Source organism: Streptomyces canarius, assembly GCF_014650735.1.
In the GTDB taxonomy this organism is placed as follows: Bacteria; Actinomycetota; Actinomycetes; order Streptomycetales; family Streptomycetaceae; genus Streptomyces; species Streptomyces olivaceoviridis.
The window spans coordinates 43517-61409 of sequence record NZ_BMVN01000041.1 but is presented as its reverse complement, the minus strand read 5'-3'; the positions used below and the strand labels follow the sequence as shown (position 1 = coordinate 61409).

The following is a 17893-nucleotide window of genomic DNA, read 5'->3' as shown; positions in this document are numbered from 1 at the left end:
ACATGTGCTGATCCCAACACCGCGCAGTACATTCGATCAAACAACCCAGCACCGCACCAGACACAACTGACGGTTGTGGAAGTACGGTGGTGACGTGGATGTTGAAGCGCTGCGGACGTTCGTGACCGTCGCTGAGACCGGCCAGTTCCAGGCTGCGGCCGACGAGCTGGGGATCAGCCAGCAGGCGGTCTCCAAGCGGATCGCGGCCCTGGAGAAGCGCGTCGAGGTCACGCTGCTGGTGCGGACCTCCCGAGGCTCCCGGCTGAGCCTGGACGGGCAGGTCTTCCTGCCGCACGCCAAGAAGGTCTTGGCGGCCATCGAACAGGCCGAGCAATCCGTGCGCCCCGGAAGCCGTCCCTGGCGCGTCGATGTCCTCAATCGGCGCATTTCCCCGGCCCAGGCTGTCTACCGGTTTTACCGCTCCCACCCCGAGACAGACCTGGACGCGGTCACGCTGAGCAAGGAGAACGCCGCCCAGGCCGCCCAGGCGGTCCTCGAAGGGACCATCGACGCGTCCTTCCGTGCCCTGCCGGCAGACCAGGTCCCGGTCGGGATCAGCGCCGAGCGACTCCTGGACGCACCCCTGGAACTCCTGGTCGGACCCGGCCACCCACTGGCTGACGCACCCTGGGTCAGACCTACGGACCTGGCCGGCCACCGCATCTGGATCCCCGGGATCAGGCCGGGCACGGAGTGGGCGGCGTTCTACCAGGCGCTGTCCGAGGCCTTCGGCCTGAGCATCGACGCGCTCGGCCCCAACTTCGGTGACGAGGCCCTGATGGACGCGCTGGCCGACTCGGCCTCGCTGGCCACCCTCGTCAGCAGCGGGGACCGGTACCTGTGGCCCCAGACCCACGACCTACGGCGCATCCCGTTGCACGACCCGACCCCGGTCTACCCGCACGTGCTGCTGTTCCGCAGCGGAGACCAGCACCCTGTGCTGACCGCGCTACGCGACCATCTGCGCACCACAGGCCCGCGAGCCGCGCACGACGTGTGGGCACCGGACTGGGTAGACCGCTGACCAGGCGACCGAATGGACAGGCACGCCCTTGACCCGGCCGCGCGGTAGCTGCTCGTCGTCGCTGTTCACGCCGTCCAGCGTTCCAGCCGGCCGCCACCGACAACACTGCCGCTCGCGACGACGGGCCCGAGTGGACCGTCCCGAGGGGATGCACCCGGTGCGGCCGACACAGAGTGCACGTCCGCTGTCGGTGCGCATCGGATGCGGTGCGTCGTCCTCATCGGGGCGGACGTATCGGATCGTCACCACAGCCACGACGCCCAGTGGACCCCACCCCGGGCAGACACCGACGCCGTAGCCCCCTGACGTCTGGCCCCGACCGCTGGTGGCGCCCGCACGAGTCGCAGTGATCTGCACCACAACATTCCCGGGGCCGGTGATGTTTGACGGCCGGGGTGCGCTGGACGGATGAGCCGCCCATGTGACGGGTGTGCTTCCTGTGTTCTTCTACGGCCCTTTTGCTGGCCTTGTGTGGGGTGGATACGTCGTGAGCCGTCGTACGTCGCATGCGTACAGACCGCTGAACCTGAAACGCCGGGTGTGGCTGACACTGGGTGCCGTGGTTCTGGGCGGCGGAGGGGTGACCTACGCCGTCGCCAGCCCGTCGGCCGATCCCGGCGCGACCGGCCGGGCCAAGCGGCCGGTCAAGGTCTATGCCCTCGCGCTGAAAGGCACCGCTGCCGACCGGCAGGATCTGGCGCGCACGGACACCTCGCAGTTCTCGATGCTCGGCGTCTCCTGGACGGGTGCCACCACGCGGCTGCACGGCACGGCGCAGGTGCGCACCCGCAGCACGGCGACCGGGGAGTGGAGCGCCTGGCGCGACCTGGAACTGAACGTGGATCCGCTGGAGAAGCCGGGACGCCGCGTGCGCGGCGCGTCCGAGCCGCTGTGGGTCGGGTCCTCCAACGGTGTTCAGGCACAGGTCGTCCGCAAGAACGGCACCACCACTGCCCTGCCCAGGGGACTGGAGGTCAACCTGGTCGATCCGGGTGTGGTGACCGACGCCGAGGCCAAGGCGCCCGGCAGCGAGCCGGCCGCGTTCGTCGCAGAGGGAAGCCCCGACGCCACGAGCGGCAGCACCCCCGCCGATCCTGCCTCTCCCGGCGACGGCACCACCGTGACGCCCACGGATGGCCAGACCGCCACGTCCCCGGCCCCGACCGACACCACCACGTCCACGGCCACTCCCACCGACTCGGGCTCCGCCTCCGCCACGGCGAGCCCGTCCGCCAGCCCGTCGCCCACCGGGCCGACCGCGCCCCCGTCCACTGTGCCCGAGCCGCCGATCGTCGACCGCGCAGGCTGGGGCGCCGACGAGTCGATCAGCCCGCAGGCGCCGGAGTACAACGCGGACGTGAAGGCCGTGTTCGTCCATCACACCGACGGCGCCAACGACTACTCCTGCACCGACTCGCCGTCGATCGTGCGGAGCATCTACGCCTACCACGTACAGGTCGAGGGCTGGAAGGACATCGGCTACAACTTCCTCGTCGACAAGTGCGGCACCCTCTTCGAGGGCCGCAAGGGCGGCGTGGACCTGCCCGTGCTGGGCGCCCACACCTACGGCTGGAACCGTGAGGCCGCGGGCATCGCAGTCCTCGGCGACTACACCACCACCAGCGCCTCCAACGCCGCGCTGGCCTCGATCGCCCGTCTGGCGGCCTGGAAGCTCGGCCAGTACGGCGCCGACCCGGCCGGCACCACCCAGCTCACCGCCGGAGCCACCCAGAAGAACTTCTCCAGCACCAGTTTCACCGCAGGAAGCGCCTACACCTTCCAGCGGATCTCCGGCCACCGCGACGGCTACAACACCCAATGCCCCGGAAACTCCCTCTACCCCCAGCTGCCGACCATCCGGGCCTGGGCTGCCGGACCGGTACAGGGCCTGAAGGTCACCTCGCTGGGCGGCGCGACCGCGTCCGGATCGACCTACTACACCAAGGGCACGATCACCGCGCACTGGACAGCCACCACGCCTGGCTCGCTCATCAAGAACGTCCAACTGCTCGTCGACGGCAAGACCGTGGCCACCACCTCCGGCACCGCCACCTCCGTCGGCGCCACCCTGCCCCTCGGCAGCCACACCATCGCCGTGCGGGCCGTACACCAGTCCGGCAAGACCGCGACCAGCTCCGCGCTGAACGTCGTGGCGGAGACGACCGCACCGACCTTCACCACCACCCCGCGGCTCTCCCTGCGTTCGGGCACCGTCAACACGTCCGCCGTGCCTGTCACTCTCGGTTGGAAGGCCACCGACGACAAGGCGCTGCGGAGTGTGCAGCTGCTGTCCCCGACCACGGCGACGTTCAGCCCGACCACCACCAGCTCCAGCCGCACCGCCAAGTCCGGGACCGCCACGACCTGGTCGATGCGGGCCTACGACTACGCCGGCAACTACCGCACCTCTTCCCCGGCCTATACCCCTGTGATCCTTCAGGAGAGCTCCGCCACGAAGACCGGCACTTGGACCAGCCGGTCGTCCACCAGCTACCTCGGCGGCAAGTCCTACTCCAGCGCCTCCAAGGGCGCCGGCCTCACCTGGACCTTCACCGGCCGCTCCGCGGCCTGGGTGGTGTCCCGGGCCTCCAGCTCCGGCCAGGCGTACGTCTACGTCGACGGCACCAAGGTGGCCACTGTCGACCTCAAGTCGGCAACCACCCTGTACCGGCAGGCGGTCTGGACCAAGAGCTGGTCCAGCAGCGCCAAGCACACCATCAAGATCGTCGTCGTGGGCACCAGCGACCGCCCCACCATCACCACTGACGGCCTCGTCTACATCAAGTAACCATTGAGTCAAGCTGAGCCAGGCCAAGCCGATCGGCGCATGCGGTCCCGCATGCGCCGATCGGCTTGTGCGCTCCCCACGGTGACAGGAACGGTGAGGCAACCGGCACCAGCACATCGCTGACTCCGAGGACAAGGCCCGTGAGTGGATCGAACGGTGGCGCCGCGGCTGGGAGACCGGGACTGCCTGCCACCGGGCCGTGGCACCAGTTCACCGCGGAGCGCACCGCCGACACCGTGGTGCTGCCGGAAGTTCTCGCCGACGTGGTCGACCCGGTCACCGACGCGTCCTCGCTCGGGCCTTCCGGGCCGCTGCCGGGCTGGTCCGCGCCTACCCGCGCACCCACGACCTCGCCCTTGCGCCGCTACTGCGCACCCGCACCCACCGGGGGGACGCGATGACCACCACCCCCACCCGGACCGCCCGGCCACACGCGCACCCGGCCGACAGCCGAGCCGCCCTGCTCATCGCGGGGCTCACCTCCCGCATCACCGACCGCTTGCTCGGAACGGCCCTTGCCGTCGCCGCCTGCGACCCGCCGGCCGCTCTGCACGCACCACTGCCGGTCAGGGTGCTGGTCCTGGAGACGGCGACGGCCGCGTGGTGGGCCGCTCCGATGGTCGACGCGGGCCCCGTCTCGACCTCTACGCGCCGGCGGACCGGCGCGGCCCCCTTCAGGACGACCGTGTCGCCGGCGGCGGTCGCGGTCGCAACGGCCACCGGCCCCGCGCTCTGGCCGGTCGTCTGCACCGCCGCCCTACCGCCTGCCTACTTGCGTCACCGCCGCGTGGACAGCCGGCGTCACCGTCCCGTCCGGCCCCCCGCGGGCGACACCCGCACTGGCGGCTGCCGCCGCGACCACAGGGGTTCTGCTCGCCGCCCAGGCGCCGGTCGCGGACACCCCGTGGGCACGGCTGCCCGCCTCACTCGCCATCACCGCGACCACGGTGTGCCTCGTACTGGCGCTGCGCACCCGCCGCAGGCCGCCCCGCTGACCGTCGACACCACTGGCGGGTCCGGCGCTGATCTCGGCCCCTCCCAAGGGGCGACAGACAGGCTGAATCGCACGGTCCGCGAGCCTTGATCGTTGCCGAGCCCGCTGATTGGCTGGTCGGTATGACTGATCTCGGACCCGTCGTTTGGCCGCCTGCCCCGCTCCAGACCGAGCGGCTCGTGCTCCGTGAACCCGAGGCCCGGGACCGAGCGGCGTTCATCGAGCTGTACGCCTCGCCGGAGGTGCACACCTACCTCGGCGGCCCCCGGCCGCGTGACGAGCTTGAGCGCGAGATGCCCGAGGTGCCCGGGCGGCGGCCCGGGAGCTTCGTCGTCGAGCGCGATGGGGCGATGATCGGCCAGATCCTGCTCAGGAGAGCGACGGAGCACCGTCGCCCGGCCGCCGCGGGCAAGGCCGACCTCGGCTACCTGTTCCTGCCGCGGGCCTGGGGATCCGGGTACGCCACCGAGGCGTGCGCGGCGGCACTCGACTGGTTCGACGGCGTCCTTCCCGGCGAGCCCGTGGTGCTCACCACCCAGACCGCCAACCTCGGCTCGATGCGCCTCGCGGCGAAGCTGGGGTTCACCGAGGTGGAGCGGTTCCACGCCTGGGACGCCGAGCAGTGGCTCGGCATGCGGTCCCCGGTCACACCGCCTGCTGGCAGCGGGGCTTCGGGAGCAGCGCCCGCGTCGAGCACGCCCTCGCCCGCATGAAGACCTGCAACAGGGTCACCGTCCTCGGCACCGGCACCGAACTCCGCCACCGGGTGATCGGCGGACTCCACGAGGCGGTCGGGGTGCTGTGGATCGACCCGCCGGCCGCGTCCGACCTCGACCCGCACGCCACCGTCCTCGCCGTCGAACTGGACGGCGAACTGAAGCTGTACCGGAGGCCGGCCGGTGCCGCCGGCGATGCCTGCCCTCCGTGCGACGACGTACGGGAACCTCGTGAGGTCGGGCGGCTGCGCGCGCAGCGGCACGGCGAACAGCCTCCGGAACAACATCGACTCCGCTGACACCAGCCGCATGACCCGTGTCCGGGATGCGGGGTCAAGGCCCTGTCCGCCGGCGGGGACACGCCCGGCCCACCGACCGGCGGGCCGGGCGTCGACGTCCGGTAGAGGCCCGTGTGACGGAGCACGTCAGTTCACGGTCACCGTCACGGTGTCGGTGGCCGCGTTCGAACCGTTGCACAGCAGGGTCTGGCCGGTGAAGACGCGGGTGGTGGAGCATCCTTCGTCATCGGTCACGGTGACCCGGGCGGTGTAGCTGCCCGGGGCGGTGTAGACGTGCTGGACCGCAAGGCCGGCGTCGCGCAGGACGGTGCCGTCTCCGAAGTCCCAGTCGTACCGTGCGATCTTGCCGCCGTCGGGATCCGTTGAGGCGCTCGCGTAGAGATCGGCGGCCTGCCCGGCCCGGTTCCGCTTGGCCGGGGTGGAGAGCACGGCGGTGGGTCCCTGGTCGGGGATGATGGTGAGGGCCTCGAACGCGGGGGCCCGGCCCCCTGAGGACACCGGAGAGCCGGGAGTCCTGGTGAGGGCGCCGGTGGATCCGATCGCGAAGCCGTACAGCTCGTCGCCGTCGAAGTGGGACACGTACAGGAAGCGGCCGTCGGGGGTCACGGCGATGCCGACCGGGCCCGCTCCGCCCGTGAAGGGCGATCCCGGGACCGCGCGCAGGGACCCGTCCGTGCCGATGGTGAAGGCGGAGACGGCGTGGACGGTGTCCGGGCGCACCTGACTGGGGCTGGCGAGGAACAGATGGCGGCCGTCGGGCGACACGGCGACGCCCTCGGGGTGGTCGGCGACCGAGTAGGGCGAGCCAGGTGTGGCGGTCAGGTCGCCGTCCTTGCTCACGCGGAAGCCGAAGAGCTGGTCGGTGGTGGTGGCCGCGACGTACAGGTACTGCCCGTCGGGCGTGGTCCCCATGCCGGTTCCGGCGCCCCCGGTAGTGGCCACCGTGCTTCGGCCGCTCAGGGTGCCGTCGGTGCCGATCGCGAAGCGGTCGAGGGTGTTCGTCAGGTCGGTGAGCGGTACCCCGTGGCCCACGTACAGGAACCTGCCGTCCGGCGTCACCGCTAGACCGCGGGGGTTGTCCGTGGCCGGAACCGGATCGCCCCGCAGCGTCAGGGTGCCGTCGGCGTCGACCGCGAACACCGAGACGGTCCCGGAGCCCAGGTTGGCGGTGTAGAGCGTCCGCCCGTCCGGTGCGATGGCGGTACCGAAGGGCGTCTGGCCGCCGGTGGGCACCGGATCGGACAGTGGGGAAAGGGTGCCGTCGGCGCCCACCCGATAGGGCTGCACCACGCCTGCGTTCCGTTCTACGACGTAGACCGTGCGTCCGTCGGGTGCCGTCACGATTGCGCTGGGTGCGCTGCCCTGGGCCTGCGTCGGAGTCGGAGCACCGTTCGGAACGGGCGAGCCGTCCGCGCCGACGGTGAACCCTGCGACGTTGTCGCTCAGGGAGTTCGTGACGTACAGCGGCCGGCCCTTGGTGGCCTGGGACGACGCCAGTTCGGCCCACGCGGACGACGTTCGGGAAGGCTCGGCCTGGGCGGGCGGGATCCCGAGTGCCAGCAGGACCATGAACCCGACAAGAACGGCGGGCAGGGCAGGGACCGGTAGGGTACGTCTGTGCTGTGACACAGTGCCTCCGACGACGGGGTGCAGTCCCTCCATGGTTACTACGCTCCGTACGGCGAGGGTGTGTCGATTGAACGACAGCGTCCGTCTTCCGCGGTCACGGAGAACCGTTGACCTTCGCGTGAAGATCTGCGCGGGGGGCCTCACGGACGGGAAGCGGGAACCGAGTCGGCGACTCGTCGTCCGCGCCGTCCGACGAAGGGGCCCTTCGCGCGCCGGCCGAGGCCGCGGTGAGTTGTGCCGGGGATCCCGGAGTCGGGTCCGCGCCGGTGGACGGTCCGGTTCAGCCCGTCAGCGACAGGACCAGTGCGGCGCTGGGAGCGCAGCGGAGCCGGCCCTCGCGTACCGCGGCGACGGCTTCCGGCTGAGGGACGCGGAGGACCCTGAGGTCCGCCTCGGACGGCTCCGCAGCGGTCGGACCGGATGTCGGCCGGTCGACGCATCACAGGTGGACCCGGCAGTCGGTGAGGCCCGGCCGGGGGTGGAGGAAGCCGTGCCCGATCCAGGTGCCCCCGTGGTGCCCCGTCTCCTCGGCCGGCTCGCGCCGCGCCGCGGTCAACGCACCGTCGTCGTCCGGGTCGACGGACCCGCCGGGCAGCTGCCACAGGGCGTCGGCGAGGTAGTGGTACGGCTCGACCAGGAGGAGTTGCCCGTCGACGAGAGCCGCCACCCGCACCTGGTCGGGTGCCTGGGCCCAGTCGTAGCCGCCGCGCCGACCGTCGGGCCCGGTGACCTCGTCACGGTGTACCTGAGAACGGGGGGTGCGGTACGGCGTCGTGCCGCTGTACCGGGTCCACGGTCCTCGCTGCTCCACAAGGAGCACCGCACCGGCCCGGCCGGGGGCCTGGTCAGGAACGGACCCCCGATTGCCGGCCGCCACGGGTCCACGGGGCAGCCCCACGGTACGGGGCGGTGACCCAGGGGTGCGTCGATCACCGCTTCAGTCCCGGACGCCGGCGAGTCACGCGGACGCCGGCAGGTGGTCGACGTGATGCGAGATCTGCCGGCGCGGGCGCGGCGGCGGGGTGGGTGAGGTGCTCGGCGAGGTCGCACATGGGGGCCAGGACGGCCGTAGGTCGCCCGCGAGATCGGGGGCGGGGCGCCTGGTCGGCGAACGGCATTGCAGCGGACTGGCGTTGGTCGGCGGCCGGGGTCGCAGGGTGCGGCGCGGCGCGAGAACGGCGAGGGCCGCCGGGACCGGTCCGGGCCGTGGCGGCGAGTACCCGGGGGGACGTCGGCGATCCATGCGGGCGGGCCGGTTCTCGCCCGTGCGCGGGGTGCCGGACGGCCCAGGTGGGCACGGTACGGCCCGGACCTCGCGTGTTTTCGAGGGCATCGCCCTGGCCCACGTCGACCAGAAGAGCGGCGACCGCACCGAGTGGATCTTCGACCCCAAGACGTACGCCTATCTCGGCAGCCGCGCTGTCCAGGTCAAGCAGGCCGACGGCATCAAGCCCGGCACGGTCATCAACTGGACCGCCGTGCTGGAGCGGGCCGTCGTCGACGCCCAGAGGCAGCGCCCCGGTGCGCAAGGTACCGCTACGTGAGGACGCGATCGCCCCGCTGGTCGTGCTGTCGCGTGAGGTTGGTGCCGCCTCGACGTCGAAAGGCGGCACGGCGGCGGACGGTGTCAGGGGGGCGTGCCGCGCCAGCCGGCGAGCCGGACGTACGCGGATGATGGGTCGCCGCTGAAGCCGACGCGCAGGTGCCCGGCAGGCCCGCGTCCAGCCCCCCCTTCTCCTCTCCGGCTGCCCCGACCGCTCTGTCGCCGACCGGGCCGGCGACGCTGAGCGCGGGCGTGGCCGGGCCGTCCGGGTGGCGGCGGGGCGGGTGAGGGGCTGGGCTGGCACGGGAGCGCAGGTGGTCCGGGACGGCCGGCTGATCGTCGGCCAGATGTGCGTCGCTGGTGCGCCAAGACCGGACCACGCCCGGCCGGCGAACTCCGCCGGGTCGCCGGTCACGCGTGCCGCCGCGCTTCATCCCGCGCTCGCAGGTGTCCACGAGCGCGGGATCAGGCCCTCGGGGGCGCAACGTCGCGATGTTTGGTCCGGGGCCAGGTCGCGACGGTGTCGTGTCTGGCCCCGGTGTGTCAGTTCTGTAAGCGCCAGCGCTGGTTCGTACCGCCCGTGCAGGTCCACAGCTGGATCTTCGTTGCGTTGGCGGTCCCCTGGCCGTCGGCATCCAGGCAGAGCCCCGAGCGCAGCGCTGTGATCGTGCCGTCGGGATTGATGGTCCATTGCTGGTCTGTCTGTCCGTTGCAGTCCCAGATCGCCGCCGGGGTGCCGTTGGCCGCTGTCTGGCCGGCGCCCAGGCACTTGTTGCCGTAGACGACCAGTTGCTTCCCGGAGGTGTACGTCCACCTCTGGTTGGAGCCACCGTTGCAGTCCCACAGTTGTGCCTGCGTGCCGTTGGCCGTGGTGGAGTTGTTGATGTCGAGGCAGCGCCCTGACTGCTGGCCGACGATCTCCTGGTTGCCGGTGGACGGCGGCGGATTCGAGTCGAACTGTGTGAAGAACTGCCACACCGCCGCCGATGTCCAGGTGCGCCAGCCATCACCGGTGGAACCGTCTATGGGGCCGGGGTCGTGGCCCGCTCCGTCGAACGCGGCCCAGACGACGGGGTATCCCGACCGGCAGCCGGAGTAGGCGGTGATGGTGTGCGTCAGGCTGCCGTAGGCGGGCTCGGGCGGGTTCTGCGGGGTGCAGCCGTTGTTCCGGACGAAGGTGTCGCGCAGTTCCCGTCCCGACGCGATGGGCAGCACGTTGTCCCTGATGCCGTGCAGGCCCATGTAGGCGATGGGCTGGGTACCGCCGTCGCATCCGCTGAGGTTCGCGCCGGAGTAGACCGCGACCGCGCGGAAGACCGTGGCCCGGGAGCAGGCGAGGGCGTACGACATCGCACCGCCGTAGCTGAAGCCGGCGGCGAACAACTGCGTGGTGTCCACGCACAGGCCTGCTTCGAGCTGGCTGACCATGGCGTCGACGAAGGCCACGTCCTGGCCGCCCGGGTTGGCCCAGCCGTTGCCGTTGCCCTGGGGGGCGACGAAGATGGTGCTGTTGTTCGCGTCGGCCAGGCGCCGCAGGCCGTAGTAGGACCAGTTGTACCCGTCCGTTCCGCCTGAGTCGACGTCGTTGGCCGTGCCGCCCCGCCAGTGGAAACCGAAGATCAGCCGGTAGGGGTGGTTGTTGTCGTAGCCGGCGGGGACCCGCAGGAGGTAACTGCGGGTCTGGCCGCCGCTCTGGATCGTGTGGGTGCCGCTCGTCAGCGCCGGGGCCTTGCCGCAGCCGGCGGTCGCCCTGACGGTGCCGGTGGTGGCCGGCGCGGTCACTGCGCGGGCGCTGCCGAACGAGGTGCCCGCGGCCGACAGGACGAGGAGCATCGCAGCCGCGATCGACGTCAAGAGTGGTTTGCGCTTCATACACTCCTTCTTCCGTGGGTGAGGAGGTGCGGGGGGCGCGGTGGCCGGCGTTTCAGGTGCCGGTGATGGTCCATGCGTTGTTGGTGCTGGAGTTCGGCGTCCACATCACCGTGGTGGAGCCGACCGTGGTGCTGCCACTGCCGTCGAGTGCGGTGCCGGTTCCGCGGTTGACGATCTGGTAGCGGTTGCCGCCGAGGCTGTTGAGCGACCACTGCTGGTTGTCGCCGCCGTTCCACGCCGCCTGGCGGGCGGGAGCGCCGTTGGCGGAGTCGCCCCAGCTGTCGGCGGCCATGCCGTTGGCGCGGTTCATGATGCGGTGGTAGCCGTTGCCGAGGTCGATCAGCTGCCAGTGCAGGTTGACGCTTCCGTCGTAGTTCCACTGCTTGAGATTGGATCCGGAGGCCACATTGCCCCCGCTGTCGAGCACCAGCCCGCTGGTCACGTTGGCAATCCTCACCCAGGTCGTCGAGCCGCCCGGCCCGCCCAGTGGGGGGATCCGGCCGGAGAAGGTGAGCTTGACCGTGTAGGCCAGGGCGCTGAACGGCGGGTTGGCCGAGGGCATGGTGAGGTGCAGGCCGGAGGCGTCCTGGACCGGTGCGGGCAGGTCGGTGTAACGGCCGGCGGTGTTGTCCAGCAGTTGGGCGCTCGTCAGGGTGCTGAGGTTGAACTGGTTGGAGTTCAGGGTCGTGATGGTCATGGTGCCGCCCTGCCAGCCGAGCGCGGTGGCGTAGAGGATCTTCTCGTCCTGGCTGCGGGTGAACCGGACGTCCTTGGCGGTGCCGGCCACCGGTCCGCTGAACGAGCCCCCGCCCATCTTGGTGGGGCCCTCGCCGTAGCTGGTCCAGGAGCGGGTGGAGTAGACCGCCTCCCCGAAGCGGCCGAGCCAGTCGCCCATGCCGAGCAGGATGGACTGCTGCCCGGAGGGGATGACGCCGGCGGCCGTCGGTGCGATGTTCAGCAGCATGTTGCCGCCCTTGCTGACCCGGTCGATCAGCGAGTGGAGCAGTGCCTGCGTCGAGTAGTAGCCGATGCCCGTCGTGTAGCACCAGCTGGAGGAGGAGATGCTGTCGTCGGTCAGCCAGTAGGGGGTGAGCAGCCCGGCCGGGCCGCCGCGCTCGAAGTCGTAGACCTCGCCCTTGGCGTTGAGGCCGTCCTTGTAGGTCGCGACGACGTCCTTGTTCCAGGAGACGGCCTGGTTGTAGTAGTGCGCGAGGAACTGGAGGCGGTAGGACTCCTGCACCGGGCCCAGGTCGAAGTCCTGCCAGATCAGGTCGGGCTGGTAGCCGTCGATGACCTCGACCAGCTTGTCGAACCAGAGTTTGTTCTCCGCTGCCGAGCCCTGCTGGCCGTAGAGCACGCGCAGCGTCGCGTCCGACTGGGACGGCACGTGGTCGTAGTAGCCGTTGAAGTGGTAGGCGTGGTGCAGCGAGGCCATGAACTTCAGCCCCTGCCCGCGGATGGCTTGCGCGTGCAGTCCCACGAGGTCCAGTCGGGGGCCGTGCTGGACCGAGTTCCACGGGTTGGCACGGCTGTTCCACATGGAGAAGCCGTCGTGGTGTTCGGCGACCGGGCCGGCGAACCTGGCGCCCGCGGACCTGAACAGCCGGGCCCAGGCGTCCGGATCGAAGTCGCCTCCCCTGGAGGCCAGTTCGGGCGCGAACTGCACGTAGGTGCCGGCCTTGTCGCGGGCACCGTCGATGAAGTTGTGGTACGGCCATACCGAGGGGTCGCCGTAGGTGGCGATGTGGTGCCTGTTCTCGTTCGAGCCGCCGATGTACATGTTGCGCGGGTACCACTCGTTCCCGAACGCGGGAACGCTGAAGACGCCCCAGTGGTAGTAGATGCCGAACTTGGCGTCCTGGAACCAGGCCGGGGCCGGGGGGTGCTGGTCCACGGACGGCCAGCTCGCGGTGTAGCTGCCGGGACCGTCGGTCGCGGCGGCCTCGGGAGCGAACCGCAGCAGGCCGAAGGCCGTGGCCGCGCCGGCCGCCGCCAGCAGTCGACGGCGGCTGACCGGCAGGGAGGAGGAAGACATGTGGGGGCCTCTCGGGGGTGGTCGACTGGGATGGTGCGGGAGCCGGTGGTCGTCGGCCGGTCACCGGATCAGTCGCGCGTCCACTGCTGGTTCCTGTTGCCGTTGCAGGTCCACAGTTGGAGGAGGGTGCCGTTGGCCGTTCCCCCGCCGGTCGCGTCCAGGCACAGGCCGGACTGGTCGCCGGTGATCGTGCCGTCGGAGTGGAGCGTCCACTTCTGGTTGCCGCCGCCGTTGCAGTCCCAGATGTCCACCTTGGTTCCGGGGCTGGTGCCCTGGCCCTCGGCGTCCAGGCAGACGTTTCCGTAGACGCGCAGCTCACCGGCCGAGGTGTTCGTCCACTGCTGGTTGGTGCCTCCGTTGCAGTCCCACAGTTCCACCTGGGTGCCGGCCGTCTGCGACTGGTTCGGCACGTCCACGCACCGGCCGGACGCGGCTCCGACGATCGCGCCTGTCGTGCCGCCGTCGTTCCCGCCGCTGCCGGGGGTGATGGACAGGTTGTCGAACTGCGCCGTCTCACCCTGGCTGGTCGCGTAGCCGATCTGTCCGCCGGCCCAGGTCCGGTCGTTCACGGAACCGACCGTGGCACCGTCGATGACGGCGGTGATGGCGGTGCCGGAGAAGGTGAGGGACAGGGAGTGCCACCGGTTGGTGCCCAGCGCCGTGGTCGTGCCACGGGCCAGGGTGGAGACGGTGCCGTTGGTGTTCGAGCTCAGGACCGACCAGGCACCGGTGTCGCTCACCCGCAGGTGGTAGGCGTTCAGTCCTCCGGTACTGCTGTAGTCCTGTGCGCCCGCACGGCCGATCAACTCCGCGTATCCGGACTGTTCGAGCATCACGTCCGAGGAGACGGTGTAGTTGCTCCAGCTCATGTCACCGAGCAGGGCGTGCGGATCGGACAGCGCGTCCCAGGTGATCGGCTTCTGCGGGCTCATCTGGCGCACACACCTGCCACCGCGTCCGCCGCCGCAGCCCACCTCCTCGAAGGCGCCCTGCCAGTCCATGAGGTACCTGGCCTCGGTGCCGGTGGCGTAGCCGTCGAAGGAGTCGCTGTACGGCAGCTTCAGCGTGCCCTGGGCGGGGCCGGTGGCGGTGCCCTTGCCCTGGCCGGTCGTGGTGGTCAGGGTGTACACGCGGCCCGGTTGGACGGTGAGGCCGAAGCCGCCGCCGGACGGGGTGATGTCCGCGGTGTGCACGAGGTAGTCGGCCGGGTTGCCGGAGGTGACGTCGGTCGACCAGACGTGGACGGTCTTCGTGGACAGTCCCCCGGTGACGTCGAGGTTCAGCGTCTGGGCGCTTCCGGCGTCCATCGTCTCGATGATGGTGGAGTAGTCGGAGCCGTTGGTGGACTTCAGCGAGACGTAGCTGCCGTTGTTCCGGTTGCCGCCGATGTAGCCGCTGGAGGCGTCGAGGTAGTGCCAGCCCGGGGCGGTGAACTGGCTGGTCTGCGCCACTACCCAGGCGTTCTTGCCGATCGCGTAGTGGCCGGACCAGGGCTGCGGGGCCAGGGCGAGCCCCATGGTGGGGTACGGCAGGTTGGGCGTGATCGAGGCGACGACCGGCCAGTTGAAGTACGCGGTCATCCGGCCGTCGATGTATCCGCGGTTGATGCCGCGGGCCACGGCCTGCGCTCCCCCGTTGTAGTCGTCCGAGCCGTTCTCGCTCGCCCACAGCGTCTTGCCGGACGACGTGGCGGCCGACGGTACCGAGCAGTTGGACTGGGACGACCGGTAGCCGCAGGGGTAGTGCGTGCCGATGGCGCTCACCGCGGAGGCGAACGCCGGGTTGGAGTTGATGTCGTTCGCCACGGCCCAGTCGGAGTCGGCCGCGACGATCTTGACGTTGCCGTAGCCGTTGCTGTCGAGCGCGCCGCGCAGTTGTTCGTACCAGGAGATGCTGTAGCCCCGCTCGTTCCACCCGCCGAGGTAGTCGATGTTCAGCCCGTGCTGCTTGGCGCAGCCCAGCCACGAGAGCAGGTAGTCGACCATGTCGGTGGACCAGAAGTTGCCGCCGCCGATCCAGCCGGGCGCGCCCCAGGCGAGGCCGTACAGCTTGATGCCGGGATTACGGGCTTTGGCCTGCTCCATCAGCCACCATTCGTAGCCCCGGTCGCAGTTGAGGTCGGACCGGGTGTGCTGGTGACTCGGTTCGGCCCCTGAGGTGGAGTTGGTGTCCCCGCCGATCTCCGCCTTGAGGATGTGCAGGGAGGCGCCGTAGCCGGGCTTGAACAGGTAGTCCAGGATCTGGCCGCGCTGGGGCTCGGGATAGTCGATCAGGAGTCTGCTGTTGCCGCCCCCGCCGCTGATGGCACCGACGCCGTCGAAGGTCCGGCCGCCGGACGTGCCGTTGATCGTGATGGAGGTGGCGGCCTGGGCCGGGGCGGCGGTCGTGGCGACGATGCCGCCGGCGGTCAGGAGGAGGCCCGCGAGCACGGCCGTCAAGACGCGCAGGCGCCGGAACAACCGGCTGAATGCTGACACGGTGGATTCCTTTCACAGGTGGGAGGTGTCCCGTGCGGGGGGATCCCGGTCACGGGGCCCGATGGCTGTGCGGTCACCCTTTACCGGTCGGCTGCGGGCCGCCCCCGTTCCGGATCAGCACTCCGACCGGGTCCGGGGAGACGCAGCACGCCCGGTCGCCGCACATCGCGTGGGTGTGCGCCCTCGCCCACGCCGGTCGCCGTGCATCGCGGAGGTGTGTGCCCCCTCGCCCACGCCGGCCGACGGTCTGCGTGCCGACGCCTTCTCGTCCTCATCCGGTCCTCCTGTGCGGTCCGTCGCTGCGGCGTGTGTGAGGGGCGGGACGGGTCCCGCGCGTAGGCGGTGCGGCGACGCGCCGGGGCGGTGGTCGCGTGCCGCCCCGGCCGGCTGCTGCGGATCCTTCAGGGGGTCAGTTCAGCGACCATTTCTGGTTGGACTGGCCGTTGCAGGACCACAGTTGAACGGGCGTGCCGTTGGCGGTGGCGGCGCCGGTCACGTCCAGGCACAGGCCCGACTGGGCACTGGTGACGGTGCCGTCCGCGTTGACGTTCCACTGCTGGTTGGACTGGCCGTTGCAGGACCAGGTGATGACCTTGGTGCCGGGACTGGTGCCCTGACCGGAGGCGTCCAGGCACAGGCGGCTGCTGCCGGAGTACACGGTGAGCTCCCGTGCGCCGGTCTGGGACCAGGTCTGGTTCGCCGCGCTGGTGCAGTCCCGGATCTGGGTCTGCGTACCCGCCGTCGTGGACGAACCCGGCACCTCCAGACACCTGCCCGCACCCACGGCGCGCAGCGCGCCCGTCTTGGTGCCACCGCCCGTCCCGTAGCCGGCCGCGGTGATGGCGGCCTGCACGGCGTTCTCGGTGGCGTCGGAGGGGTAGCCCGCCGTCATCGCGCCCTCGAAGAACTCGCCCGAGCCCGAGACGCTGTTGTCGCCGCCGGTGCCGAGCAGCACCGAACTGTCGAGCTTCATCGGCGAGTAGCCGTTCGGCAGTGGGCCGGAGAACGTGGTGGTCAGGCCGCCGCCGGCGCCGTTGCCGTATTTGAGGGTGAAATTGCTCGTGCCGTTGTTCTTCAGCCACGCGCTGACGAACGGGTAGTGCACACCGGTGTTGTTGGGATCCTTGTTGGAGCCGGTGTTGGTGTGGTACATCCCGTTCTCCAGGTCGGCCTCGACCCAGGGACCGCTGCCGGTGCACCCGCCGAACCAGCAGGCGTTGCCCCAGTAGATGGCGTTCATGGTGGCGTTGCCCGTGTCGGTGTGGGAGTTCTCGCCGCTGCCGTAGTCGAAGCAGCACCACTGGTTCGTGTAGTCCGACGACGTCACCATGTAGATGCCCTCGGGCTGCGAACCGGTGGCCACGCCGTTCGCGTGGTCGATCCGGTAGCCGACACCGGGCTTGACCTTGACACCGAAGACCTGGTGACCGCCCGCGGTCACCGGCAGGGCCATGGCGTCGGCCCCGACGTCGGCTCCGTTGGGACCGGGCCCCTTCCAGTAGCCGCCCCAGGAGATCGGCAGGTCGTTGTGCTTGGTGGTCTGGTCGTAGATCTTCGTGATCGTGCACGACGTGCCCGAGCAGAAGGAGACCTGGGACGCCGCGTCGGCGTAGCCGCCCGCGCTCAGCACTCCGATGTCGCGGTAGCTGTGATCGGAGGACCTCTGGATCTGGTACAGCGGCCCGGTGTACGACGCGAAGAGCGCCCGGGTGGTCGAGTGCGCCGTCACGCACGGCGTACCGCCCGCGGCGTAGATGTCACACGGCAGCGACGCGTCGGCCGCGGTGGCCTTCGCCGAGTGGGTCGCCGAGCGGGCGGTGGTGGCCGTACCGGTCCGCGCCGAGTGGGCGGCCGAGCGGGCGGTGGTGGCCGTACCGGTCCGTAAGGACGCGGCGAACGCCGTTGTGCCGAACGCGGCCATGACCATCGCCAGGACGACGAGGAGCGCGGCTTTCCCTCGCCTTCGCCGGCGATCGACGGCTGGTCCGATCATGGAGACCTCCTCTGTGACGGTGCCGCCGCACGGCGGCGCCGTGGCTGTCCGGGGTCGGTGCGGAGGCGCCCGGTTGGCCGCGGCGGGCAGGCACGCGGCAGGCAGGCCCGGGCGGTGCTCGGCGGGTGTTGATGCGGCCATGACATACACATGTGCGACGGGCTCCTTACGGCTCGGCCGTTGCGGTGAGCGACCCCGGAGGTGCACTGCTGGGCGAGTGGAGCAACTCCCACCTGTTCGTCATACCGAACACATGTCGGAGTATCGGGCAACGTGGATAATAGGGAACCAGCGAACGGCGTCAATACCTCCCACAAAATTCGGCAGTCGCCTCGAAACGTTCGCAGTGCCTGTGACCGCACGACGCCGTAGACCAAGCCGACCGAATCACCTGGCGGGGGTGCGCGGATGGGGAGCCCCTCAGCGGTGGAGCGGCGCCGGTTTCGCACACGGCGTAGACACAGCCGGTGGCCGCTTCGGCATCCGCTCCCCTGATGGATTTACGAAGTCCGTCCGAAATTTC

General features: G+C 70.5%; 11 protein-coding genes and 1 pseudogene. 6 read left to right on the top strand and 6 right to left on the bottom strand.

Going from position 1 to position 17893, the window contains the following annotated elements; translation table 11 throughout:
- Nucleotides 1–94 precede the first annotated feature (94 nt).
- The 5 genes and pseudogenes from IE294_RS36655 to IE294_RS36635 all read left to right on the top strand — a co-directional run.
- On the top strand, nt 95–1024 hold the full coding sequence (locus IE294_RS36655; RefSeq protein ID WP_189893422.1) for a LysR family transcriptional regulator: 930 nt from the start codon (nt 95–97) through the stop codon (nt 1022–1024).
- Between the two features lie 526 nt (nt 1025–1550).
- Complete coding sequence (locus tag IE294_RS36650) at nt 1551–3812, top strand: peptidoglycan recognition protein family protein (RefSeq protein ID WP_373315914.1); 2262 nt, start codon at nt 1551–1553, stop codon at nt 3810–3812.
- Nucleotides 3813–3952: 140 nt separating this feature from the next.
- Nucleotides 3953–4213, top strand: coding sequence for a hypothetical protein (locus tag IE294_RS48140; protein WP_229917687.1), 261 nt, complete (start codon nt 3953–3955; stop codon nt 4211–4213).
- Between the two features lie 715 nt (nt 4214–4928).
- Nucleotides 4929–5519 carry a GNAT family N-acetyltransferase gene (locus IE294_RS36640; RefSeq protein ID WP_189893418.1) on the top strand — a complete coding sequence of 197 codons (591 nt, stop codon included), beginning with the start codon at nt 4929–4931 and terminating at the stop codon, nt 5517–5519.
- 11 nt (nt 5520–5530) lie between these two features.
- Nucleotides 5531–5695: pseudogene (locus IE294_RS36635) on the top strand (alpha-L-fucosidase); the annotation flags it as partial.
- A gap of 252 nt (nt 5696–5947) precedes the next feature.
- On the opposite strand, the gene IE294_RS36630 reads toward IE294_RS36635, so the two are convergent.
- Nucleotides 5948–7390 (bottom strand): beta-propeller fold lactonase family protein, encoded by a 1443-nt coding sequence (locus tag IE294_RS36630; protein ID WP_189893416.1) that lies wholly within the window; start codon nt 7388–7390, stop codon nt 5948–5950.
- Between the two features lie 499 nt (nt 7391–7889).
- Nucleotides 7890–8261 carry an NUDIX domain-containing protein gene (locus IE294_RS36625; protein WP_189893414.1) on the bottom strand — a complete coding sequence of 124 codons (372 nt, stop codon included), beginning with the start codon at nt 8259–8261 and terminating at the stop codon, nt 7890–7892.
- A gap of 430 nt (nt 8262–8691) precedes the next feature.
- Here IE294_RS36625 and IE294_RS36620 point away from each other — a divergent pair, with 430 nt between their 5' ends.
- Nucleotides 8692–8994, top strand: coding sequence for a hypothetical protein (locus IE294_RS36620; protein WP_189893412.1), 303 nt, complete (start codon nt 8692–8694; stop codon nt 8992–8994).
- Between the two features lie 542 nt (nt 8995–9536).
- Here the strand turns inward: IE294_RS36620 and IE294_RS36615 are convergent.
- The 4 genes from IE294_RS36615 to IE294_RS36600 all read right to left on the bottom strand — a co-directional run bounded on the left by IE294_RS36615 (nt 9537) and on the right by IE294_RS36600 (nt 17370).
- The gene (locus IE294_RS36615; protein WP_189893410.1) at nt 9537–10865 is read right to left on the bottom strand and encodes a ricin-type beta-trefoil lectin domain protein; all 1329 of its coding nucleotides are present in this window, start codon (nt 10863–10865) and stop codon (nt 9537–9539) included.
- A 52-nt stretch (nt 10866–10917) separates the two neighbouring features.
- The gene (locus tag IE294_RS36610; RefSeq protein ID WP_189893408.1) at nt 10918–12900 is read right to left on the bottom strand and encodes an alpha-L-fucosidase; all 1983 of its coding nucleotides are present in this window, start codon (nt 12898–12900) and stop codon (nt 10918–10920) included.
- Between the two features lie 68 nt (nt 12901–12968).
- Nucleotides 12969–15377, bottom strand: coding sequence for a ricin-type beta-trefoil lectin domain protein (locus tag IE294_RS36605; protein ID WP_189893406.1), 2409 nt, complete (start codon nt 15375–15377; stop codon nt 12969–12971).
- Nucleotides 15378–15786: 409 nt separating this feature from the next.
- Nucleotides 15787–17370, bottom strand: coding sequence for an arabinofuranosidase catalytic domain-containing protein (locus tag IE294_RS36600; protein ID WP_189893404.1), 1584 nt, complete (start codon nt 17368–17370; stop codon nt 15787–15789).
- Nucleotides 17371–17893: the final 523 nt, after the last annotated feature.